The organism is Rubripirellula reticaptiva, from assembly GCF_007860175.1.
GTDB classification, from domain to species: Bacteria; Planctomycetota; Planctomycetia; order Pirellulales; family Pirellulaceae; genus Rubripirellula; species Rubripirellula reticaptiva.
Genome location: NZ_SJPX01000002.1, coordinates 472,384 through 495,760 on the forward strand (window position 1 = coordinate 472,384; position 23,377 = coordinate 495,760).

21 protein-coding genes are annotated in these 23,377 nt (G+C 55.1%); 8 read left to right on the forward strand and 13 right to left on the reverse strand.

Translation table 11 applies throughout. The features are described from left to right. Positions 1 to 24: 24 nt before the first annotated feature. Positions 25 to 885 carry a 3-deoxy-8-phosphooctulonate synthase gene (gene kdsA, locus Poly59_RS08000; RefSeq protein WP_146533571.1) on the forward strand — a complete coding sequence of 287 codons (861 nt, stop codon included), beginning with the start codon at positions 25 to 27 and terminating at the stop codon, positions 883 to 885. A gap of 70 nt (positions 886 to 955) precedes the next feature. Further along, the gene (locus Poly59_RS08005) at positions 956 to 2,695 is read left to right on the forward strand and encodes a tetratricopeptide repeat protein (RefSeq protein ID WP_146533572.1); all 1,740 of its coding nucleotides are present in this window, start codon (positions 956 to 958) and stop codon (positions 2,693 to 2,695) included. 10 nt (positions 2,696 to 2,705) lie between these two features. Here the strand turns inward: Poly59_RS08005 and Poly59_RS08010 are convergent, their stop codons facing one another. The 8 genes from Poly59_RS08010 to Poly59_RS08045 form a co-directional block, all read right to left on the reverse strand. Then, positions 2,706 to 3,284, reverse strand: coding sequence for an amino acid kinase family protein (locus tag Poly59_RS08010; RefSeq protein ID WP_146533573.1), 579 nt, complete (start codon positions 3,282 to 3,284; stop codon positions 2,706 to 2,708). Further along, on the reverse strand, positions 3,269 to 4,351 hold the full coding sequence (locus tag Poly59_RS08015) for a hydantoinase/oxoprolinase family protein (protein ID WP_146533574.1): 1,083 nt from the start codon (positions 4,349 to 4,351) through the stop codon (positions 3,269 to 3,271). Before Poly59_RS08015 ends, Poly59_RS08010 begins: the two co-directional genes overlap by 16 nt. Continuing rightward, the gene (locus Poly59_RS08020) at positions 4,333 to 5,343 is read right to left on the reverse strand and encodes an ATP-grasp domain-containing protein (protein ID WP_186776090.1); all 1,011 of its coding nucleotides are present in this window, start codon (positions 5,341 to 5,343) and stop codon (positions 4,333 to 4,335) included. Before Poly59_RS08020 ends, Poly59_RS08015 begins: the two co-directional genes overlap by 19 nt. Before the next feature lie 84 nt (positions 5,344 to 5,427). Next, a complete protein-coding gene (locus Poly59_RS08025) occupies positions 5,428 to 5,748 on the reverse strand; it encodes a metal-sulfur cluster assembly factor (RefSeq protein WP_146533576.1) in 321 nt (106 codons plus the stop codon). 44 nt (positions 5,749 to 5,792) lie between these two features. Then, a complete protein-coding gene (sufD, locus tag Poly59_RS08030) occupies positions 5,793 to 7,109 on the reverse strand; it encodes a Fe-S cluster assembly protein SufD (protein WP_146533577.1) in 1,317 nt (438 codons plus the stop codon). 177 nt (positions 7,110 to 7,286) lie between these two features. Beyond that, the gene (gene sufB / locus Poly59_RS08035) at positions 7,287 to 8,699 is read right to left on the reverse strand and encodes a Fe-S cluster assembly protein SufB (protein WP_146533578.1); all 1,413 of its coding nucleotides are present in this window, start codon (positions 8,697 to 8,699) and stop codon (positions 7,287 to 7,289) included. Between the two features lie 98 nt (positions 8,700 to 8,797). Beyond that, complete coding sequence (gene sufC, locus Poly59_RS08040) at positions 8,798 to 9,613, reverse strand: Fe-S cluster assembly ATPase SufC (protein ID WP_146533579.1); 816 nt, start codon at positions 9,611 to 9,613, stop codon at positions 8,798 to 8,800. Positions 9,614 to 9,671: 58 nt separating this feature from the next. Next, positions 9,672 to 10,403, reverse strand: coding sequence for a helix-turn-helix transcriptional regulator (locus Poly59_RS08045; RefSeq protein ID WP_186776091.1), 732 nt, complete (start codon positions 10,401 to 10,403; stop codon positions 9,672 to 9,674). A gap of 298 nt (positions 10,404 to 10,701) precedes the next feature. Here Poly59_RS08045 and Poly59_RS08050 point away from each other — a divergent pair, with 298 nt between their 5' ends. Next, positions 10,702 to 11,805, forward strand: a complete 1,104-nt coding sequence (locus tag Poly59_RS08050) for a glucose 1-dehydrogenase (protein ID WP_146533580.1) — start codon at positions 10,702 to 10,704, stop codon at positions 11,803 to 11,805. A 23-nt stretch (positions 11,806 to 11,828) separates the two neighbouring features. Here Poly59_RS08050 and Poly59_RS08055 read toward each other — a convergent pair whose 3' ends face one another. Together Poly59_RS08055 and Poly59_RS08060 are read right to left on the reverse strand one after the other, a co-directional pair. Further along, positions 11,829 to 12,971: a 3-dehydroquinate synthase gene (locus Poly59_RS08055; protein WP_246151486.1), complete on the reverse strand. Its 1,143-nt coding sequence runs from the start codon at positions 12,969 to 12,971 to the stop codon at positions 11,829 to 11,831. Continuing rightward, complete coding sequence (locus tag Poly59_RS08060) at positions 12,971 to 13,825, reverse strand: alpha/beta hydrolase (RefSeq protein WP_146534405.1); 855 nt, start codon at positions 13,823 to 13,825, stop codon at positions 12,971 to 12,973. The genes Poly59_RS08055 and Poly59_RS08060 overlap by 1 nt, the downstream gene beginning before the upstream one ends. Before the next feature lie 258 nt (positions 13,826 to 14,083). Here Poly59_RS08060 and Poly59_RS08065 point away from each other — a divergent pair, with 258 nt between their 5' ends. From Poly59_RS08065 to Poly59_RS08080, 4 genes are all read left to right on the forward strand, one after another. Continuing rightward, positions 14,084 to 15,121, forward strand: coding sequence for an aldo/keto reductase (locus Poly59_RS08065; protein WP_146533582.1), 1,038 nt, complete (start codon positions 14,084 to 14,086; stop codon positions 15,119 to 15,121). An 87-nt stretch (positions 15,122 to 15,208) separates the two neighbouring features. After that, positions 15,209 to 15,841 (forward strand): hypothetical protein, encoded by a 633-nt coding sequence (locus tag Poly59_RS08070; protein WP_146533583.1) that lies wholly within the window; start codon positions 15,209 to 15,211, stop codon positions 15,839 to 15,841. Positions 15,842 to 16,154: 313 nt separating this feature from the next. Continuing rightward, positions 16,155 to 17,279, forward strand: coding sequence for a polyprenyl synthetase family protein (locus Poly59_RS08075; protein WP_146533584.1), 1,125 nt, complete (start codon positions 16,155 to 16,157; stop codon positions 17,277 to 17,279). Positions 17,280 to 17,398: 119 nt separating this feature from the next. Further along, positions 17,399 to 18,922 carry a Gfo/Idh/MocA family protein gene (locus tag Poly59_RS08080; protein WP_146533585.1) on the forward strand — a complete coding sequence of 508 codons (1,524 nt, stop codon included), beginning with the start codon at positions 17,399 to 17,401 and terminating at the stop codon, positions 18,920 to 18,922. Positions 18,923 to 19,007: 85 nt separating this feature from the next. On the opposite strand, the gene Poly59_RS08085 is transcribed toward Poly59_RS08080, so the two are convergent. The 3 genes from Poly59_RS08085 to Poly59_RS08095 all read right to left on the reverse strand — a co-directional run bounded on the left by Poly59_RS08085 (position 19,008) and on the right by Poly59_RS08095 (position 22,029). Continuing rightward, the gene (locus Poly59_RS08085; RefSeq protein ID WP_146533586.1) at positions 19,008 to 19,658 is read right to left on the reverse strand and encodes a hypothetical protein; all 651 of its coding nucleotides are present in this window, start codon (positions 19,656 to 19,658) and stop codon (positions 19,008 to 19,010) included. Positions 19,659 to 19,742: 84 nt separating this feature from the next. Continuing rightward, complete coding sequence (locus tag Poly59_RS08090; protein ID WP_146533587.1) at positions 19,743 to 20,336, reverse strand: peroxiredoxin; 594 nt, start codon at positions 20,334 to 20,336, stop codon at positions 19,743 to 19,745. 163 nt (positions 20,337 to 20,499) lie between these two features. Beyond that, positions 20,500 to 22,029: a sulfatase gene (locus Poly59_RS08095; protein ID WP_146533588.1), complete on the reverse strand. Its 1,530-nt coding sequence runs from the start codon at positions 22,027 to 22,029 to the stop codon at positions 20,500 to 20,502. A 304-nt stretch (positions 22,030 to 22,333) separates the two neighbouring features. On the opposite strand from Poly59_RS08095, the gene Poly59_RS08100 reads away from it, so the two are divergent. Continuing rightward, positions 22,334 to 23,233, forward strand: a complete 900-nt coding sequence (locus tag Poly59_RS08100) for a polysaccharide deacetylase family protein (protein WP_246151487.1) — start codon at positions 22,334 to 22,336, stop codon at positions 23,231 to 23,233. The last annotated feature ends 144 nt before the right edge of the window (positions 23,234 to 23,377 follow it).

The window sequence follows — 23,377 nt, forward strand, 5'->3', positions numbered from 1 at the left end:
GGCAGAATCGTCGAAGATTCAGGCATGACTGAAACTAATTCACCACCGCCCGTCACTTCCGTTCCCGTTGGTCCTTATCAGTGTGGCCCTGGACAACCGCTATTGCTGATCGCCGGACCGTGCGTATTGCAGACGCCGGATCTTGCGATGCAGATTGCCGATGTCCTGTGCCGGATCAACCAACGCGACGACGTTAACGTAGTCTTCAAAGCATCGTTCGACAAAGCCAACCGGACATCGCTGTCGGCCAAACGCGGCCCAGGGATCGACGAAGGACTCAAAATGCTGGCGGATATCGGCCAGCGGTCGGGCCTACCGACGACGACCGACCTGCACTTGCCGGAACAAGCTGCGGCCGTTGCCCAGGTCTGCGATTTGCTTCAGATCCCTGCATTTTTGGCTCGACAAACCGATCTTTTGGTCGCGGCGGCCGAAACGGGACGCCCACTGAACGTCAAAAAGGGCCAGTTCATGTCGCCCGAAGACATGCTGTATGTCGTCCAGAAAGTCCGCGGCAGTGGCGATGGCGGAGTGATGCTGTGCGAGCGGGGCACCTTTTTTGGTTACGGGCGATTGGTCAACGACATGCAATCCCTGCCAATCATGCAGGGATTGGGAGTTCCGGTCGTTTTTGATGCCACTCACAGCGTCCAGCGACCCGGCGGATTGGGCGGCGCGACCGGCGGAAACCGTGAAATGGTTGAACCATTGGCTCGCGCGGCCGTAGCAATCGGTACCGACGCGTTGTTTTTCGAAACGCACCCGACACCCGACACTTCGCCAAGCGACGGCGCCAACATGATTCCACTGGGTCAATTCGAGGCGACGATAGACCGGTTATTGGTGATCCGAAAAACGATCTCGCAAATCGACTCTGCGGTCTAAGTCGCACCAGAACGCGGATTTGACCTAGCTCGCTGAATTCATTCCTATCCGACAAAGACATACTGCTGCGATGGTTGCATTCCCCCGGTTGGTCCTTCCCGTCGTAGCAGCGACGTTGATTACGGTTCTTGGCGGTTGCTCAGATGATGCCGACGCGATCCGACGAATTCGATCTCAGCGACAAGCCAAGATGCAGTCGCAAACTCAACAAGATCACATCGGCGAAACGTTCAGTCTGCTAAACCGACTGGTCGACCTGAATCCTGATGAAGCCGAACGCCAGATCGCCTACCACTTGAATCGGTGGTCCGAAGACCGTGACGAGGTCAAGGCAGACGACATCTCGGAATTGTTACGAACGATCAGCGACGTGTTGCCGCCCGAAGCGGTCCAACAGCGAATCGATCGCAAGAATTTCACACGTGACGACACGGACCATTTACGAGACAGCTACCTGTTCAAAAAGATTTCCGACTGGGTCAACCGCGAATCGAGCGACGATCCCGTTTTAACCGATTGGTTGACGGAACAGGAAAAGAAGTCGAGTGAGGCTGCGTTGCAGATTCGCACAGCCGCGCGTTTATTCGACTGGACGGTTCGCAACATTGCGTACGAGGCCAAAATCCCCGTCGTGCCGGCGCCACCGGCACCGCCCATGTCGATGGGCATGACATTCCAAGGTGCCGGTTATCGTCAAACAGATTATGAGACCGTATGGCGAGGCACCGGTGACGCACTTCAACGAGCCGGTGTGTTCACTCAGCTTTGCCGCCAATCCGGACTGACCGCTTTCGTGCTGGCGATCCCTTCGACCGATGATGGTTCACTTGATCCGTGGTGCGTCGGTGTGCTGATCGACAAAGAGATCTACCTTTTCGAACCTGAACTGGGCGTCTTCATCCCGGGGCCCGGACAAGTTGGCGTTGCGACACTCAGCGACGCTCGCAAGGATGCCTCGGTGCTGAGACGACTAAACGTCCCCGGCTTCTTTGACTATCCGTACGCCAAAGATGACATTCAGCAAACCGTCGCTCTACTGAACGTCGTTCCAGAAGCGATCAGCCCGCGAATGAAGGAATTACAGTCGGGTTTGGCGGGCGATCGCCGAATGGTGACCTACGTCGACGCGCCTTCGCTAGCCAAACAGATCGACAGCATCAGCGGCATTTCAGGCGTTCGTCTTTGGAATGTCCCGCTTCTCGCGGAAGCCTACCGCACGGATATGGAAACCGCGGCCTCGCGAGATCCAGTGTTCCAATTCTGGTATCAGTCCCGATGGGCGATTTTGGAAGCCGACATCGACACTTCGCGACAACTTGCAGTTGCACGTTGGAACCATTTGCTCGGCAAATTTGACAACGACGAGTCAGACGATTCCAAAGGCGCCCGAGTGTTGTACTTGGCAATGCGAGCCCCGGAGTTTGAGATCGCTGACCTGAGAATCGACGTCAATTTGCAAATTGCTTATGGCATTCGGCGCGAACGCGGGACCGAGTCCGAAGTCTATGACCGCCAAGTTCAACAGGTCCAAGCGATGATGCGCCAAGGCAAACGCAGCGCGACCTACTGGATCAGCCTAATTCAATACGACGACCAACGCTACGAAACAGCCGAAACCTGGTTCGCCAAACGCGTTCTCGACGAAAACCAGCCGTCTCTGTGGATTCCCGCTGCCCGATACAACCTTGCCCGCACGCAAGAACTGCTCGGAAACCTCGACAGCGCCGTCGAACTGTACAAAACCGTCGGTTCGCCTCAAGAACACGGCAACCGTATCCGTGCTCGCTTGATCCAGAAACAAACGGATTGAGTGCCGTGATTTAGGACCCGTCCGTTGGCAAGCACTGGACGCGAATGTGTCGCACATGCGGCGCAATTAAGCGTGTCGCTTTGTCAACCACACCATCGTCGATCAACTGATCGAGCGTCCGGCCGGGATCAACGTCGCACGACTTTAGCATCACCAATTCGTCGGCGTTAACGCAGACGGCCAGATAGGCGGCGATGGCATCAGTTGTCGTTCGCCAGTCTTCGGGCAAAGACGCACCACAATATCGATGATAAAAAGAGGCAACCGAAATTAACGTCGTTTGATCCCTCGAGAAACCGCGTTCGACTCCACCGCGAAACTGAATTGTCGTCGAAACGGTTTTCCAAGCTGGCGACAATTGTTGCACCATTCGGTGAGTCGACTCTAGCAATTCGACACACAACCAGTGAATTTCTTCCGAATCGAGCGAGTGCACTGCATCCAATTCACGAACCGCTTCGACCAAGTTGCCTCCGCCAACGATTAGCAAATTCTCCGCCGGCGATTGAGACCCGATCCAGCGATCAAGCTGATCCTTCAAATTCGGTCGTAACAGCAGACTGCCGCCGACCTTTACGACACGTCGCAAGAGGGCCGCCCTTTGCGAACCAGGGCCGCTTTCGATCGATCGGCCCATAGATTTGCCACCGCCCACGACGGCGCACACCGAGAAATCTCGCCACCTAACTCGGTCGACAAATCGATCACTTCACGATCCTCCGGCACATCAAACAGATCGCGTCCATGTCCACTGATGACAATTGGGCCCCTCGGCTGATCGATGGCATCGAAAGCCGAGTGAATTTCACGCTTGGCCGAGTCCATGATCTGAACAGCCAACTTTGCAGCCTGCTCGACCGACACGAAGGTTTGATCAAGGCCGATCATCCGAGCGATTCGGTTTGCCGATCGGGCGACCGTCCGTGGGGCACCGTCAGCGGATTCACAGTCGTCAGGATGTTCTGGCTCGATACCCAACACGATCCGAGCATCATCAATCGTAGCGAACCATTCATTCATAATTCGGCTCGACGCGCCATTGAACCAAAGTCGATCCACCAATGCACAAACCGGCGTGCGGCGACAACCGATGTAAACCAACGACTGTCCAACCAACCGCTGAAAGTCCGTCATCGAGGACGTCGCAACTCGCCCCTTTCGCAAAGGAATGATATCAGTGGTCGTCGAACCGATGTCGACGAGTGTCGCGTCACCCGCAATGGTTTTTGCAACTTGACTAGCCAAGGCGTGCCAATTCGAGGCCGCAACGACTTCGAACAAACGCTTTGCGTCGTCCGCTCGATGGAAGCGACCGTCCACTCCATAGAACCGGATCTCGGGTGCAAATGATGGCTGCGAACCGATCCGGCGAGCAGCTTCGCAAACCGCATCCACAATGAACTCGACACCCGTCTTGCGATCCAAAAAACAATCGGCCAACTCGCCAGTCATTGTGACGGCCCACGAACTTGCAGGCAGAAACTGGGACAGATGGTCAACGAGCGATGACGTCAACTCGCTTGAACGATTCCACATCGCAAAGGGATAAGACGCAGCGTTTCCATCAGTGCAAACATACTTAAGATTGGCACCGCCGATATCGATCCCAATGGTCCGGCGACCTTCCGATGCTGGTTTCACTGGTCGTCGACCCATACATCGCCATCTGGCGTCCAGCGAACCGCGTCTACCGACGCGCAACAGGAAACGGGACCTGATTCCAAGTCAAAGAGTAAAGCCGCCAAGTTGCTGTTGATCATCCGGCGAAGTCCAACGTACGAAGTCGTTAGTCGCGGATTGATTTCGATCACGAAGTCTTCGCTGGGGCGGTCACCAAGTAGCAAATCGAGACCGATGAAGCCTCGAACGGTCGGCGGCATCGCTGCGATGGCTCGTGTCGCCAGCGCCGCAGCACGACGCTGGGCATCGTCGTCAAGCGGCCCTTGTCCGCCCTCATATTCACAGGTGTCGTCCGACAGACCCTGCGAGACCGCTGGCAGAAAAACACTCTGAGTATCCGAGGCGACCATTGCAATCGAAATCGCGCGTCCCGGCATCCAAGCTTGAAGCAACTGGTTCGATTCCAACGCAGCCTGTGCATCGGCGAAGCAATCAAACTTTTTGATCTCCTTTGTTCCGCAGCCATCACGAGGCTTCACTACAAAACGCTGAAACTCTTTAAGTGGTTTCAGAAACCGTTTGTCACTCAACGCCATGTACATCGGATGAGCGACTCCTGCCGCGAATAGACTCTTTGCGGTCAGCAGCTTGTCGCTGGCGACTCGCAAAAAATCACCGCTGCCGGCAATCACATCAACACCGCCGGCTCTCAGCATCGCAACCGCTTTGGCTAAGACACCATCACTTTCTGGAGCAATGATCAACGCAGCATCACACGTCTTTGCCGCTGCGATCCACTGATTCCACAGTGGAGCCGCGGGATCCATCGAGACTTTCTCGGCGACATCCAGCGTCAACGACTCAAATCTTGGATCGATGGGGACGACCGTTTCAGCGATTTTGGACATATCCGCCGAAACGGCTCTTAGCATCGCGGCGCCTTCTCGTCGCAGACCGGCAGGAATCCGGTCCAACGTTTGCCCGGCTAAACCGCCGCCACAAACATATTCGCCAACGAAGATACGCATCAGAACTTCCCCAAAGGGAATGAGAGGACAGCCCAACAAAGGTTCGGCTTTCATGATAACGGATGAACCAGCCATCCGCAGCGATTAGAAAATTCCCAGGTGATCCCGTGCGTCGTCCGTCATCATATCTTGGCTCCACGGCGGTTCCATGACGACCTTGACTTCGCAAGTGTCAACTTCTTCCATGCCTTCTGCGGCTCCCTTGACTCCGGCGACCAATTGCGGCCCAGCCGGACACATGGGGCTGGTCATTGTCATGTCGACTTTAACGTCGTGCCGGCCATTCTCGTTTTCCTCACCGACATTGATGACGTACACCAATCCCAGGTCTACGATGTTAACGTAAAGTTCCGGGTCAATCACCTGTTTCAAGGCTTCGCGAACCTTGTCTTCAGCAAGCGCCATATTTGTTTCTCCGTCGATTGCTTAGCAAATATTTAGGGGTTGAATCACTCGTACTCACGAACTTGGCGTGCGATCGCGTCACCAAGTGCGTTACGGACACTTTCGATTGAAATCCGATCGAAGATCTGCTGAAAGAACCCGATCACGATCATACGAGTGGCTTCCTTTTGAGTGAAGCCGCGGCAACGAGCATAGAAGACTTGCTCGGCATCGACCTGCGCGGTTGTGCTGCCGTGCGTGCAACGAACGTCGTCGGCTTCGATCTCCAAACCTGGGATCGAGTCGGCACGCGAATGATGCGACAGCACCAAATTATCGTTGCGCTGGTAACCGTCGGTTTGCTGAGCGATCTTGTCGACCTTGATCATGCCCTTCCAAACAGTCCGACTCTTGTCTTGTTGAGCCGACTTGTACAGAAAGTCACTGTGGCACTGGGGTGCACGGTGATGCTGTTGCGTATGGTAGGCAAGATGCTGGCGTCCCTCGGTAAACATGACGCCGTTGACTTGAGCATCCGCACCGCGTCCGACCATGTCGACCGTTTGATTGACCTTGGACAACATCGACCCCATCGCAGCGATCGTCCACTGCAAAGTTGAATCACGATCGATGACAGCTTTTTGGTGTGCAAAGTGGTACGTCTTCAAACCCCACTCTTGCAGGTTCACGTATCGCAAATGCGAGCCAGGCTTTTGAACCAATTCAACACACCCGATGTGCAACCCGGATGCGTTTTCGGAAACGCTATTCGATTCGTGCAACACCGTCGCTTCGGCGCCTTCATCGAGCACGATCAGCGTATGAGTCGTATCCGTTCCGCCATCGGTCAAGATTGATCCGATGTGGATAGGACGGTCAACCACCACACCACGCGGCACGTACAGGAATTGTCCGCCCGACCAAAATGCTGCGTGCAGAGCGGCAAACTTGTCGTGGTCAGGATCGAACGCCGTAAACAAATGCTTACGGACCAAATCCGGATGCTCGGCGGCAATCCGTTCAAGGCTGCCGAAGACGACGCCCTTGGCGGCCAAAGCCGGGTCAAGATTTTCAGCCGTGATACAGCTATCGACGGTTTCTAGGGATCCGCCCAGATCGACGCCCTCGATCAGTTGGTGATATTGCCGAGTGTCGAACGAGACTGGGTCGCTCGACACGTTGGGTGCCGAAAACTTTTTGATTTGAAAAGCGCGGATGTCGGTGCGGATCCACTCCTCCGCACGCCGCTCGGGCCACTGCATTGCATCGGCGTGTTGCCATGCTTCGCGGCGCATGTCCGTCAACCAATCAGGTTCAGTGCGTGATTCGATGAACGAATCAAAACCCGCGGCGTCAAAAGAAAGTTGGGTGGTAGCAGTCATCAGAGTCTATAAAAATTAAATTGATTGGACGGGTGGGCCAGGTCGAGCCCTGACGCTCGGATCGTGTGGAAATACGTTCTGGCTATCACTCTCCCTTTGGAGAGTGTTTTGAACATGCAAAGGCTGGAGCGATTCAACGGCAGACCCGAGGCAAGGCCGGCGTCTGCGATGAACGTCTTAACCAACGCTGCCTTCCATCTGCAGTTGGATCAGCCGGTTCATTTCGACGGCGTATTCCATCGGCAACTCTTTCACGAGCGGCTCAATGAAACCGTTAACGATCATCGTGCTGGCTTCCTGCTCGGACAATCCGCGGCTAAGCAGATAAAACATTTGCTCTTCACCGATTCGCGACACGCTAGCTTCGTGACCGATCTGAACGTCTTGTTCGGCAATTTCGATGTAAGGATACGTGTCGCTGCGACTTTCCGGATCCAAAATCAGTGCGTCACAGACCACACTGTTCTTGCTGTTGTGTGCTCCTGGTTCGACCTTGACCAAACCACGATAGCTGCTGCGACCACCGTTTTTACTGATCGACTTGCTAACGATTTGACCAGTCGTGTTTGGTGCCGCGTGAACAAGTTTCGCACCGGCGTCCTGGTGTTGACCGGCGCTCGAAAACGCGATCGACAGGATCTCGCCGCGGGCGCCTGGTTCCATCATGTGAACAGCCGGATACTTCATCGTCAGCTTGCTGCCCAGGTTACCGTCGACCCATTCCATCGTTGCATCGCCGTACGCGTAAGCACGCTTGGTGACGAGATTGTAGATGTTGTTGGCCCAGTTCTGGATCGTTGTGTAACGGCAACGTGCGTTGCGTTTGACAACGACTTCGACAACCGCGCTGTGTAGTGATTCCGTCGAATACATCGGAGCGGTACAACCTTCGACATAGTGAACGCTGGCACCTTCGTCGACGATGATCAAAGTTCGTTCGAACTGCCCCATGCTTTCCGCGTTGATGCGGAAGTACGCTTGCAACGGGAATTCGATGTGAACGCCCTTGGGGATATAAATGAACGAACCGCCCGACCAAACGGCACTGTTAAGAGCCGCAAACTTGTTGTCGTTGTTCGGAATGATTTTGCCAAAGTACTCACGCAACACTTCCGGATGCTCGCGAACCGCAGTGTCCGTGTCGGTGAATAACACGCCTTGCTTGGCCAGGTCTTCTTCTAGCGAACCGTAGATCACTTCGCTTTCGAACTGCGCTTTCACGCCTGACAAGAACTTTCGTTCGGCTTCGGGAATGCCGAGCTTTTCAAAAGTGTCTTTGATTTCTTGCGGGACATCGTCCCACGACTTACCCTGACCGGCAGTCGGCTTGAGGTAATAGAAGATGTCTTGAAAATCGATGTCGATCGCGCCGCCCCACTTCGGCATCGGCCGTTCGTTGAAGATCTTCAACGATTCCAGACGATACTGACGCATCCAGTCAGGTTCGTTCTTGATATCCGAAATTTGATTGACGACTTCTTCGTCCAAGCCTTTTTTGGCTTTGAAGACGCCCGTGGTTTCGGTGCGGAAGTTGTACTTATTGATTTCGCCGACTTCATCGGCTTCGTTTTCAGTGATGTCTGTGGCCATGTCGTTTTCCTAGGTCTTTGAATGGTTGTAAATATGAAAGAAATGACACATTGGAGACCACCGCTGAAAATCGCGAGGATCGCTGTGCCATTTTCTTCCTAGACCGCAGCTTCTTCAGCCAACATTTCTTGGTTTACGGCGTCAGCGTCCGGATAAGCCGTGCGAATTCGCTCGTATCCCTTCTCGTGCAATTCCTCGGCAAGTTCCTTGCCGCCAGTTTCGACCAAACGGCCACCCAACATCACGTGAGTGAATTCGGGTGGATTGTGTTCGAGCAATTTGTCGTGGTGCGTGATGATCAACAGCCCCATCTTTTGGTGCCCGATATCAGCGATCGACTCGCTCGCCAAACGAACAGCGTCCGCATCTAGACCGCTGTCGGTTTCATCCAAAATCGCAAACTTGGGTTGCAACATTGCCAGTTGCAGAATCTCGGCTCGCTTCATCTCGCCACCCGAGAAACCGTCGTTGACGTAACGACGAGCAAACTCGACGTCCATCTTTAGGTGAGCCATCTTTTCTTTCAGCTCTTTGCGGAACTCCCGCATCGGGATCAATTCCTCGCCTTCCTTTCGGTCGGGACGACGCACGTTGGTCGTTGCATGACGCAGAAAGTCGGCCATCTTTACGCCGGGGATCGCCATGGGACGTTGGAAGGCCATGAAGATGCCTTTTCGGGCGCGGATGTCTGGTCCCATCTCCAACACGTCTTCACCATCAAGCGTGATGCTGCCGCCGGTCACGGTATAACCAGGGTGACCCATGATCGCCAAACCGAGCGTACTCTTGCCGCTGCCGTTGGGGCCCATCAGAGCGTGCGTTTCACCGTGGTTAATCGTCAGATTGACACCGCGAAGAATCGGTTTGTCGCCAACGGATACGTGCAGGTCTTCGATTTTCAATACGTGAGTCATCGTGAATAACTATGTTGCAAAGAGTGAAATAAGTGAACAGTTAGATGCTTGATCGAAGTCAAGACTTGTCTTCGGTGTTTGGCGATGAAACACCAGTGTGTGCTGAAGCCGTCGCAGTTGAACGGGGCGAAGCATCGCTGGCCGCTGAAAATTGACAGCACGAATCGCCGTCCAATCGGCAACTGCTCAGGTGTACCTGAGTCCCCAGCGCTTCGGAAATCATTTCTTCTTCTAGTCGGCACATTGCACGGTCCGACGACGCATCTGTCATTGCCGGATAAGGGCATGACCCAATATCCAACACTGGCAACTCACCGCTGTGAGTCATGCAGGCCGACATGTGCCGAGCAGTCATCATCTCGGACAATTTTTCGATTCGGCTTTCCAGGGTTCCGCCAGCTTCTTCGGACGAAAGCTGGCTTGCGAACTGGCGACCCAATCTAGCGGCGATCCCGCTTAGCAATTTGCTGCGAATTTCAACATCATCAATCGCCTGGATCTCGCGCCACATCGCATCGGCCAAGTCCACCGAATTGGCTCCGGCACTCCGGTGCCCAGCCACCGTCAAATGGTATTGGTACGTTGGACGTCCACGACCCGCGACAATCTTTTCTCGATCGATCAAACCAATCTCTAAGAGACGCTCGATCCGTTGGCGAATTGCTGTCGCGGTGACGCCTAACTGGTCGGTCAATTCGCCGATCCCAAAAGCGTCGCCGCCGCGCATCACCATCAACAACTTGCGATCGACCGATCGCAGCTCTTCGTGGTGGATGACGGGTGAATTCATGCTTGCCAAATTTGGAACGAGGTGTTGATCTACCTCACTTTTACGCCTTTTCCCATTTTTGACAACCATCGCAGCGAAAAAGAATTGAACTTCGCCAGGATTCGCTTCCCTCAAGAGCCGATAGTGGAAAGCTGACACCCCCAAAGAAATGAAACCTGCCAAAATCAAGCAGTGCACAAACGAACAGATCCCCTCTCACACAAACCGGACTTGGCTGATACGATTCCTTCCCGAGCAGACCAAAACTGCTACCCCTAGCAATTCTTAACTCCCCTTCAAGTTGTCTCCTGAGTTTGCAATGAAAGCCGTCGCGGTTACTCCTGGCACCCCCAACAGTGTCCATTTGACTGAGATTGAAAAGCCCTCGCTGGATCAAATCCAAGACGGATTGGGGGTTTTGGTGCGGGTATTGAAGGTCGGCGTGGATGCGACGGATCGTGAAATCAACGAGGCTTTGTACGGCAACGCGCCTGACGGCGACAACCACTTAGTGATCGGACACGAGAGTTTTGGGATCGTTGAAGCGGTAGGGCCGAACGTCAAACGAGTCAAGGTTGGCGACTTTGTCACCGCTACGGTTCGTCGTCCTGGCAACTCGATCTATGACCAGATCGGCACCAACGACATGACCAGCGAGGAAACTTACTACGAGCGCGGCATCAACCTGCGTCACGGTTTCATGACCGAGTACTTTGTCGACGAAGAAGAATATATCGTTCGTGTTCCGGCCGGACTGAAGCACTTGCACGTGCTGATGGAACCGATGAGCTGTGCGGCCAAGGCAATCTACCAAGCCTTCGAAGCCCAGCGCCGAATGAAAGTTTGGCGCCCGAAACTGGCCTATGTCCAAGGCGCCGGACAGATCGGTTTGCTAGCGACGTTGGTGTTGAAACTGCAAGGCATTGAGGTCTACACGATCGCTCGCGGCGAAGGACCTCACCTGAAATCAGAAATCGTCGAAGGCCTGGAAGCTACTTACGTCAGCACGAAACAAACGCCACTTGCAGAGCTCGTCAAACAGACCGGTCGCCCCGACTTAATCGTTGACGCGACCGGCAGCAGCCGCTTGGCGTTCGAAGCCATGGAACACGTCGGCCACAACGGCGTCGTGGTTTGGACCGGCATTACCGGCGGCGTCAAAGTTTCTGAGGTTCCCTCGGACAGCATCAACCTGAACTGGGTTTTGGGAAACAAACTGCTGCTAGGCAGCGTCAACGCAAACCGAACTCACTTTGAAATGGGCATCAAGGACCTGGCACTTGGCGAGATGATGTACCCAGGCGTGCTTGAGCGAATCCTGACTCATCCAGTCGACGGCATGGACAACTATGCCGAGATGATGCGGTACTTGGTTGAAGACCCTGACGCTTTGAAGGTCTACGTCAACGTCGCCAACGAGTGAGCCAAGCGCGGCTAACCAACGGATCAGCCGCAAGCCAGCTTTCGTAGACTGTCGATTGCGTCTTTCATCGCGGCTTCATCAATTTCGTGAACATTGATGGGGTCGCCGATGGCTCGCAGCATCGTGATCGTCAATCGACCGCCCAGATGCTGGCGAAACTCTTCAAGCCCCGTCATCAATCGCTCGATCGGATCGAGCGATTGATGCCACAGCCGCATCCCCATCGCGGTCAAACACCTGATCACACGATCGGTATCAGCGGCGGGAAATCCAAACTTCATGGTCGAATAGATACAGTCAATCGCGACACCGATGGCGACCGCTTCGCCGTGCCGAATGGCATATTCGGTTAGCGGTTCTAAACGGTGAGCCGACCAGTGCCCAAAATCGAGCGGCCGTGCTTCTAACATCTCAAATGGATCACCACCTTCGGTAATGTGCCGCAGGTGAGCCAAACAAGATTGGTGGATCGCCGTTTTAGCGGTTTTCATGTCACGCTGGCGAATCGCATCCGCATGATCGCAAAGCCACAAAAATTGACCACGATCCTTTAGCAGCGACACCTTCACGGCTTCGCTGAAACCACTGAAGAAGTCTCGATCGGGCAGCGTCTTCAGTAGCGTCGTGTCGTTGACGACTGCCCAGGGAACCGCAAACGTTCCAATCCAATTTTTCTTGTCAAAGTAGTTGATTGCGTTTTTAACGCCGACGCCTGAATCAGCTTGAGCCAACACCGTCGAAGGCAATCGAATCAAGCGAATGCCACGATGAGCGATCGCGGCCGCAAAGCCAATCGCATCCAGCATCGCGCCGCCACCAACCGCCACGATGTAGCTGCGTCGATCGAGCCCAAAATGGTTGACTTTGTCCAGCAAACCTCGCAGCACCGATTCGCCGTTCTTGATCGCCTCGCCGCCCTCGACAATCGCCGCCGGCGCAACCAACTCGACACCATCAACCGAGGACAGTTTTTCTGACAATCGATGCACGTGATCAGCAAGCGACGATTCACCCACCAGCAAGACACGAGCTCGCGTTGTAGCATCAGTTTGCAGCAGTTCCAACAATGCACCAAAGTCACCGCCGGCAACGTCATCGGTCACCCTCAAGCGGTGCACAAAGGGCACGGCAAAGGCGACATCGGTAGAAAGAGTAGAATCCGGCATTAGAAAGTTTCGTCCTTCCATCCACGCCACAGCCATCGCAACGAATCGGGGAAAATCGCGCCGCCATGGATGCCATTATGAGCACCGGTGCCGTACACGAATTTGTAGTCGTATCCTTTAAACGCCAATGATTTAGCCAGCGTCTGATTCGCCAGCGGCCAATTCCCATGCTCATTGTCGAGGTCACCCGAACCATCCTGCAACAGGATTCGAATCGGCTTCTTAGGTGTCTTTCGGACTTGCGCTTCGTAGTCGTGACCGCCTCGGATATTAGTGAAGCTGCCGATATGCGACAGCACTTTACGGAACGCATCGGGACGATACCAAGCAACCGAAAACGCGCAAATCCCGCCACTGCTGTTGCCACATACAGCACGCAGTTCGGGGTTCTCAGTGATCCGGTAATCCTTTTCGATTTCCGGCAACAACTCGGTCATCAAGAACTCGGCGTAATCTCCACTGACGCTGTCGTACTCAAAACTACGGTTCGACGGCGTCGGTTTCCAACCACGCTTTTCGCCAAGCTCGCCCTTGTGTCCCGGATCCACCATCACGGCAATCGTGATCGGCATATCGCCCTTGGCGATCAAGTTGTCAAACACGACGGGCAAACGAAAGTCACCGGTCTTTCCTTCGAACGCATGGCCGTCTTGGAAGACCATCAATGCGGCAGGTGACGAACCATCGTATTGGGCCGGAACGTAAACCGAATAACGACGTTTTGTGCCGGGGAAAATTTCACTTTTGGCAAATGTGTGCTGAGTCACTTTGCCGTTCGGGACCGCATCCGAGGGCATCGAATCGGGACCGTGCTTGTACAGCTCATCAGCCGCAAACGCTCGAACATTCGGCATGGAAAAACCGAGCACAACCGCCGCGGCAATCATGGCCGGACGGAGCAAACAAGTATTCTTCATTAGGTGGGCAGATCGAGGCGGGGAGGGAAGAGTCGTGGCGGGTAGGACGCAGACGCTTCACGCCCACGGCTTTCACTATTTTACCAGCACCTTATTCTAACCGCGACGGGATCACGTGCAGCGATGCAGCTTCGTTTTTCGAGTGATCGGCGTTTTACACCTTTCAATCGTCTCTTAACCCCAATAATCGATTCAATGCAACAACGACGACTTGGCGCCAGTGGAATAGCCGTTTCCGACATCTGCATGGGGACCATGACCTTCGGATCCCAATGCGATGAAGCCACCAGCCATGCGATTTGTGACCGCGCACGGGACGCCGGAATCGACTTCTTTGATGCCGCCGAGATTTACCCGGTGCCACCGCGAGCCGACACGGTCGGAGATACCGAAACGATATTTGGCCGCTGGCTAAAAGACCAACCTCGCGACTCGGTGATCGTGGCATCCAAAGTCACTGGCCCTGGTCACGGATGGTTCACGCCGCCGGTTCGACATGGCAAAACGGCGCTGGACCGCCGGCAAATCGTATCGTCCTGCGAAGACTCGCTCAGGCGTTTAGATACCGACTACATCGATCTGTACCAAATCCACTGGCCCGACCATGGTTTGCCCTACGAAGAAGTGCTTGGCGTTCTTGGCGAATTGCGTGACCAGGGCAAAGTTCGCGTTATCGGTTGCAGCAACGAAACGAGCTGGGGATTGATGAAGAGCTTGTGGGTGGCCGACGTCTACCACGTTGATCGCTACCAAACGGTGCAAAACAATTTCAGCCTGATCAATCGCCGCTGCGAAAGCGAATTGGCACAAGTTTGCCGCCGCGAGAATGTCAGTCTGCTGCCGTACTCGCCACTTGGCGGCGGAGTCCTAACCGGAAAGTACGAAAATGGGCCACCGCCCGGAGGCCGTTTTTCGGCTTATTTGACCGACGGAGACGACCGCCAAAAGCGAATGGCTCGCCGCTTCGTCAACGAGCGTACCGTCGAAACAACTCGCCGTTTGGCGGAAATCGCCGACTCAATCGGTGTCACCGTGACTGCACTCGCACTCGCGTGGAGCCGCCAACACGACTTTGTCGCCTCGACAATTGTGGGTGCTACCTCGATCGCTCAGCTCGACGAATCACTGGCGGCCAAAGATTTGATTTTGGACGCTGAAACGTTGGCACGAATCGATCAAGTCGATATCGACATCCCGACGCCGATGACAGAAGACGGGTTACGACGACTGTAGCGATCACATCAGCGGCAAACGCAGATCCGAAGCGAATTCTTTTCGATTCGGACGCGTGATCGCAAAACGCGAACTACGTTGGCGTTCATGCGCCACCTTTTCCAACTTATCGCCGCTTTCCGGTTCGTCGCCACTCTCGCATTGGCGACCGTAGCGATTCACGACGCTTCCGCATCGAACTGGCTGACGATGCCCAGCACGTTCACGCATGACCCAGTCACTGGCACCCGCGTCAGCCAATACGCTCCGATCGCGGGACCATCGGCACCGCAAGTACCGAACTTCCAATCCAGCGGTTACACACACACTCGCAGTTCACTGGCCTATGGGCAATCGGCTGACAACTACCATCGCGTCGAAACCTGGGGTGCCCCGGTCCGACCTTACGGCGAATGGAATTTTCCGAACCGTCCGTTCAGCGCTCCCTACCAGAACTGGGGGCCGCCCTACGCCGGGCTGAATCTTGGACTTGGTACAGCCTATCCAGGGTTTGGACATGGATATGGTCTAGGTTACGGACAGGGGCAGGGTCCTGGTTACGGAACTGGTAATGGAACTGGTAATGGAACTGGTAATGGAACTGGGCCATCAAATCATCGTGGCCAGCCCAACTCGCCCGTCGGCAACGCCAGCCCTTTCAATCCGTACCCGGCCGGTCCCGGCACGCCTTACCCCGTGGCTCCTTATTACGACGGCTACCATCCGGTTTACCGCGAATAGTTTCGCGATATCTATCCCTCGGAATGCCGCAAATTGGCAAGTTCGCAGCCGTGCGGATGACAGACAAAGGCTGAAACAGGTGCAACCGCGCGCCGAGACTCGCCAAATTCGGCTGAGGTCGACGGTGCCTCTATCGGAACCAGCACGAGCGGATAAACAGGCGACCGTCAAGCTCGGGTGGTGTTGCCCAGATCCGTTGCGTTACTCTTCTGTGCTCGACCACGGTTAAGACCGCAGGAAGCGATTGAATACGTCGTCGCCGGTTCCTGGCCCGCTTCCTGTTGAATCTTTCGCCCTCAACGAAGACCGCACGATGGATCTGACTTCCGCTCCGCAAACCCACTCGACCGCCCCTGCCACCGCTCGCGATTCCGCGGCCGAAGCCCTGGACGTTCAAGAATGCTCGCAGAACCGGTCTTCGGCATCGCCGAGCCCGACCGTAGCGGTAAATGGAGCCACGTCGCCTCGCGAGTTTTTTGGGCGTTTGTATGGGCCAATCGAACAACCCCTGGCGGCTGTCGAAAATCGCATCGCTCAAGAACTGCAAAGCCCCTACGAGGCCGTTGGCGAACTGCTGCGACATGGAACCCAGCTTGGTGGCAAGCGACTGCGTCCGGCCTTGGTCCTGTTGACGGGATCCGCCTTAGGCAACGTTACGGATGATCACATCGTTCTTGGCACCGTGATTGAAATGGTCCACACCGCAACACTTATTCACGATGATGTGTTGGACGAAGCTGAAACTCGGCGGCACGTGGCGACGGTCAACGCCCAATGGAACAACCACACCAGCATCCTTTTGGGCGACTACCTCTTCGCCCAGAGCTATCGGCTGGCCGCCACACTTTCGTCGACCACAGCATGCCAGTGGATCGGTGAAGCGGCCAGATTGGTTTGTGAAGGCGAGATGCGTCAAGTGCTTGGCCGAGACTTATTGGATATCGACGAAGACACCTATTTTGGAATGATTCGCGGCAAAACCGCTGAACTCTGCCGTGTGGCTTGCGAACTGGGAGCCCACTACAGCGGTGCCAGCGAGGACCAAGTCGCTTCGTTCGGACGCTACGGAAATGCGGTCGGAATCGCTTTCCAAATCGCAGATGATTTCCTCGACCTTTGGGGCGATGACCAAGTCGTTGGCAAGACGCTGGGCACAGACGTCGAGCAAGGCAAAATCACGTTGCCGCTGATCCGGTTGTTGGCAACGGCAAGCGATCAGGATCGAATTCGAATCGAACGGATCTTGCGTGGCCCGGCGAAGGAACGTGTGGACGGGATCCGCCCGTACCTGCAAGCCAGTGACGCGCGACAGTACACCGAATCCGTGGCTCAGCGGTTCCGCAGTGAAGCGATTGCCGAACTGCAATTTTTAGCGAGATCACAAGCAAAAGCGTCGCTCGTATCAATCGCGGACTTCAGCGTCGATCGTCGTTTTTAAGTATTTCGGCGAAGGAACCGTGACCTTCAGAATGAGTGATACAAATCTGGGCCGTTACGTGGCATAATGGGCGGTGAAGTTTCCCTTCCCGCCCTTTATCTCACCCCCAACGGTCTGCCATGTCACGATTGAATCGTCGCCAGTTTGCTGCAGTCGCCACTTCGGCGTTTGCGGTTGCCGCTACCCCCCGTCATTCTTTTGCCCAATCTCCTGGCCCCAATGACCAGATCGGTGTTTGTGTCGTCGGCGCCAATGGCCGCGGCGGCGAGCACATCCGCGGCTTCAATAAAGATCCACGCACGTTCATCAGCGCGATCGTCGACGTTGACCATGTCGTCGGACAAACGCGAGCTAAGCAAATCAAAGAACTGCAAGGCAAGGCACCCGAAATATTTGTGGACGTCCGCGAAGCCATCGATTCGGGCAAGTTCGACATCCTCTCGTGCGCCACGCCGAACCACTGGCACGCACTGTGTGGCGTATGGGCGATGCAAGCAGGCAAAGATGTTTACATCGAAAAACCGATCAGCCACAATATTCACGAAGGGCGAACTCTAATCGCAGCCGCCGAAAAGTACGGCCGCATGTTCCAAACCGGCACCCAATGCCGCAGCAGCACTGCCTGCAGCGACGCAGCTAAGTTCATTGCCGAAGGCGGCATCGGCGAAGTCAACTTTGCCCGCGGACTTTGCTACAAGCGTCGCAAATCGATCAATCCGCTTGGCGACTATCCGATTCCTAAAAACGTCGATTTCGACTTGTGGTCTGGTCCGGCGACTTTCACCGATCCGAAACTGACCCGCAGCAAACTGCACTACGATTGGCACTGGCAGCGTCATTACGGCAACGGCGACCTTGGCAACCAAGGACCGCACCAAACCGACATCGCACGTTGGGGACTGGGCGTGAATCGTCACCCCGAATCCATTGTCAGCTACGGTTGCCGATTGGGTTACGACGTCGAGCGCAAAGACCCGAACTACGTTGATGCCGGCGACACGGCGAACACCGAAGTCTCGATTTATGACTACGGCGATAAGTGTTTGGTCTTCGAAACTCGTGGTTTGGACGTGACTGAATCAGCAGGTCCCGAAGTCGACGCTATGTTCGGCAAGGGCGGCGGCAACAAGATTGGCGTGATCTTCTACGGCAGTGAAGGCTACGTGGCACAGGTTTCCTATGGCCACTGCATCGTGTTCGACAAAGACATGAAGCAAACACAAGAATTCAAAGCCAAAAACGACGTCGGCGACGCTCACTTTGCCAACTTCATCGACGCGGTCCAGTCGCGCGATGCGGCCACGCTTAACGCCGACGCTTTGACGGGGCACTTGTCGGCTGCGGTCAGCCACTTGGGCAACATTTCGTACTACTTGGGCGAAGACAACAAGTCGTCAGTCGACGAGATCAAGAAGATCGTTTCAAACGTCAAGAGTCTCGATGACAACATTGAAACGCTCGAGCAAACTGTCACTCACTTGGAATCTAACGGCGTCGATCTGAATAAAACCCCTCTTTCGATGGGCCCAGTGTTGAAGTTCAATCCGGAAACCGAGAAGTTCGTCGACAACTCTGCCGCGGACTCATTGCTAACGCGAAATTATCGCGAAGGCTTCGAAGTCCCAACGGCCGACAAAGTCTAACTGAGACAGCAAGAAAATCGTCGCACAGGCTTCGACCTGTGCGACGACAGGTTCCAGTCCCGCAGCGGTGCTGCGGCCGACGGTATTATGTCAGCGGAATTGGGCTGGCGACCAGCTCGCTCCAGCACGTGGTCAGCTCAGCCTCGGTCGGCAGCGTACCGCTGCGGTCAATCACGATCCACGGGCGAGCACGTCGAATGACGCCCTTCTCCAAAAAATCGCCGAATAATCGCAATCGCAACATGGCATCGGTCGAGTGATTGGTCGTGAACGGGCTGTCGTGCGATCCCAACAACACCGAAACCGAATTGTGCTTTGATTTGGCGAGCGAAATTGGTGCGCAACCGGCCCCCGCGACCTCATTGTGGCCCCATTCGTCCATGGGCACAAATGAATCAATGTCGTCGCACGTCGCTTCGACATCGATTTTGGGATGCGTGTCCAGCAAGTCCGTTTGGATCGACGTGCAGACTTCGATCACCAATCGATTGGCCGATGAGTGAATCGGATTGAATACCAACCGCAGGGCGAATGAACCATCGCCTTGGGGATAGTTGATATGCCACTGGTCGCCACGAACGAATTGTTCGGCGGCGACGGGCAATCGGTCGTCGCCAACGCTGGCGAGCGCAACTCCGGTAAAGGAGATTCCCGAGTCTCCGCCACGAGCGTCGAAGTCCCAACTTTGACCATCGCAATGCAGTTGGGCTAAGCCCAGTTCATTGGTTGTCCACATCGTCGTCTTCGCTCGGGTGAGGGTTCGGTCGTCATATTAAAATTGGCCCGGCTAAGTTGATGCCCGGGCGCCAACACACTCGTCTTACTTGGCGTATTCTGCGCCAAAGAATTCCTTGCTCTTCTCGACGTCTGGCTTGATCGTGCGGCTGCCTTCTTTCCAATTCGCTGGGCAAACTTCACCGTTCTTTTCGAAGTACTGAAGTGCCTGGACCATTCGCAGTGCTTCGTCGACGCTGCGACCGAGCGGCAGGTCGTTGACGACTTGGTGGCGAACGACGCCGTCCTTGTCGATCAAGAACAACCCGCGAAGAGCCACCCCACCGTCAAGGAGCACGTCGTAGTCGCGTGCGATTTGCTTATTCAAGTCCGCGATCAAAGGGTACTGGGTCTTGCCGATTCCGCCCTGTTCACGCGGCGTGTTGGTCCAAGCCAAGTGAGTGAAATGGCTGTCGATCGAAACGCCCAAAATTTGGACGCCAAGATCGGCAAAGTCTTTCGCCCGGTCGCTGAACGCGATGATCTCGGTAGGGCACACGAACGTGAAGTCCAAGGGCCAGAAGAAGAGCAAAACAGGCTTGCCCTTATAATCGCTCAACGAAATGTCCTTGAACGTACCGTCGGGCATGACGGCGGTTGCTTTGAAGTCGGGAGCTTGCTGGGTCACCAGAACTGACATGGCTATATCTCTTGCGTTTTTGTTGTTGTAAATCGGCCAAAACGTATGAAACGACACTATTGGACGAAGCGAGCTTTTCGACAACCCGTCCTCAGGATCGAGGCCGTTTTTTTCGCAAAACCTCTCGTGATTTGCCGGTCCACCACTTTATTGGATCCATTTTTCACCGAATCAATGCATTCGGATCAATCAGGTTCTCTTCCCAATAAAATCCATCTTCCCGCTCTTCTAAGACACGGTGCGCACTTCCTCTTGCTAACGCTCGCTGGTCCTTCGGCAACCAAGCCGCCAAACGATCCGCGGTGTTTCGATGCTGTTCCGAGGCAGCATCCCCCGCCATCAAGTTATGGAACTCATCCGGATCGCTCGTGAGATCGTAAAGTTCTTCGCTGCCGTCGGCGTAGACGACATACCGCCAACGATTGTCGCACACCGAATGGTTTCCCACGTTATGCGTACAAATCGCCGGACGCTGGCGGACAGCAGTAGGCGACTGGATTTGACGGCGCAGACTGAGCCCCTCCAATCCAGGTGCCTGAGGCAATCCGGCCAATTCCGAAAGCGTGGGATAGATGTCCAGCAATTCGGCGGGCTGGCTGCAACGGAGGCCGCCATCGATGCCTGGTCCTGCGAAAATGAGCGGCACGCGAGTCGATCGCGCCCACAGACTGTTCTTTCCCGAGATCCCTTTTTCGCCAAGATGATATCCATGATCGCTCCACAACACGACAATCGTGTTGTCGGCATAAGGAGATTTTTCCAGAGCATCAAGCACTCGCCCCACTTGGCTGTCGACGAAACTAACGCATGCCAAGTATGACCGCACCAACGGGCGAAGCTGGTTATTCTCTTTCAACCAACTCGTTCGAGGCTCTGGCAGTTCCCAGTGAACGAACCAGGACGCCAGCGGTGTATCATCGCGGTCATCCGCCAACATCGGCGGCATCACTAACGACTCGTCGGGATACATGTCGAACCACTTCTGAGTTGCAAAGCACGGCACGTGTGGCAGAAAGAAACCGACCGATAAAAAGAACGGCTGCTCGGCTGGCGCGGTCGCCATGGTTTCAATTTGGTCGACAGCCCACGAAGCCACCTTCCAGTCGCCTTTGTCTTCATCACGATGATCGAAAGTGCCCCAGTCCATCAGCGGATGGTTACCACCCGGCGTTGGTGGGATCAACTTGCTTGGCGGCTTCGCACCGACACTCGCGTTAAGCCCCCAAACATCGCATTCGTTCTGGGCACCTTTTCCGCGACCGTAGCCACCATGATAGATTTTGCCGCCAATTAGCGTTCGATATCCATGGTCGTGAAAATGCTGTGGCAACATCCGAATGTCCGCAAATTCGGGCGAATCGCGAATCCACGGTGACAGACCGTAAACACCGGTCGATGTGGGACGTCGTCCTGTCATCAGCGACGTGCGACTGGGATTGCAAAGCGGCGCCTGACAATGCGCGTTGGTAAACGTGATCCCTCGCTGGGCCAATCGCTGCATGGCGGGTGTCTGCACCTGGGGATGCCCACCGAGCGGTTCGACCCAATCATTCAGATCGTCAATGGCGATCATCAAGATGTTTGGGCGATTGGCTTGACCCATCGCCGGGAAAATTGGCATCCCGGCAAAGACGATCAACGCGGCGGAACGAATGATCGTCAAGAACAGGGGCCGTGATGCAATGGGTTGCATCGGAGATTCGAAGGGAGTTGAGGTCATCGGTATGGTGGGCATCGAGGCAGGCGGGCGGGGAACAATCAATCAGACATCTTCCCAATTGTAGGGTTTCGCCGAACCACCTGCACAATCCCACCAATCGACATGACCGTTTCATATTATCGCGTCCAGGGGGTGCTTCGGCGTAACCCACCGAGACCATCCGGCGCCGGCGTTCACTTTGGCGTACGTTTTTGCGATGCCTTGGGTGTTTTGCGACGACAAAACGGTTTGTTGATCGCGTTCCCACCTTGAATTTTGCCCGCACGAAACCTATTCCATGCGATCGATCAAGCTGGCCGCCCTGAACGCTGTCACCTCTCTGACGCTGCCGTCGCGACGCGCCAGATTACGCCAAGCTGCAAATAAGGGCACGGCTCCGATCTCGGTTTCGTTCTACCACCGCGTTGCTGACACCAGCCCAAACGACTGGACCATCAGCCAACAGAAGTTTCGCCAGCACATTGACTACTGCCAGGCGAATTTTGAAATGATCGGCCTGGACGAAGTTCAACGTCGGGTCCGGTTCAACGACTCGCGAACCGCTGCTTTGTCGATCACCTTCGATGACGGCTACCGCGACAATTGCGATTTCGCGATCCCGCTGCTACTCGAACGCGGCATCCCTTGTACCTATTTTGTGACCACGTGCAACATCCAAGGCCAAAAACCGTTCGAACACGACGTGCTTCATGGCGATCCGTTGCCACTGAACACAGTGAAACAAATCCGAGAGATGTCAGATGCTGGTATCGAAATTGGCTGCCACACTCGTCACCACGTTGATTTTTCGAAGGTCCACGACCCAGCCATCGTTCGCGATGAAATCGTTCATGCGAAAAGCGACTTAGAACAAATCACTGGCCGAGAGGTTCGTTACTTTGCATTCCCGTTTGGCATGCCCGCTCAATTGACGCAGGCAGCAATCGAAGTCATTGACGAAGCGGGATTCGATGGATTCTGCAGTGCCTACGGCGCTTACAACTTGGCCGGTCGCGACTGGTTTCACATCCGACGATTTCACGGTGACCCCGAATTCGTTCGGCTGAAGAATTGGCTAAGCATTGATCCGCGGAAAGTTCGCCAAGAGCCCGAAGTCCGATACTTCTTTCCACCAGCGATATCGTTCCAGGAAACGTTTCCCATGATCGGTCGCCCGGCACCGACGATGGCGCACTAACGCCAACTTCCCAAAACCTTTCAATTCATTTGCTCGGACATCACCGGGCCTCCCCACGCTTGAATCAACATGCTGCTTGCACGAAATCGACCTTGGCGAAACGTCCCCAAACGAAGCGAGGCCGGTCCGCTTCGATGCGTCTTT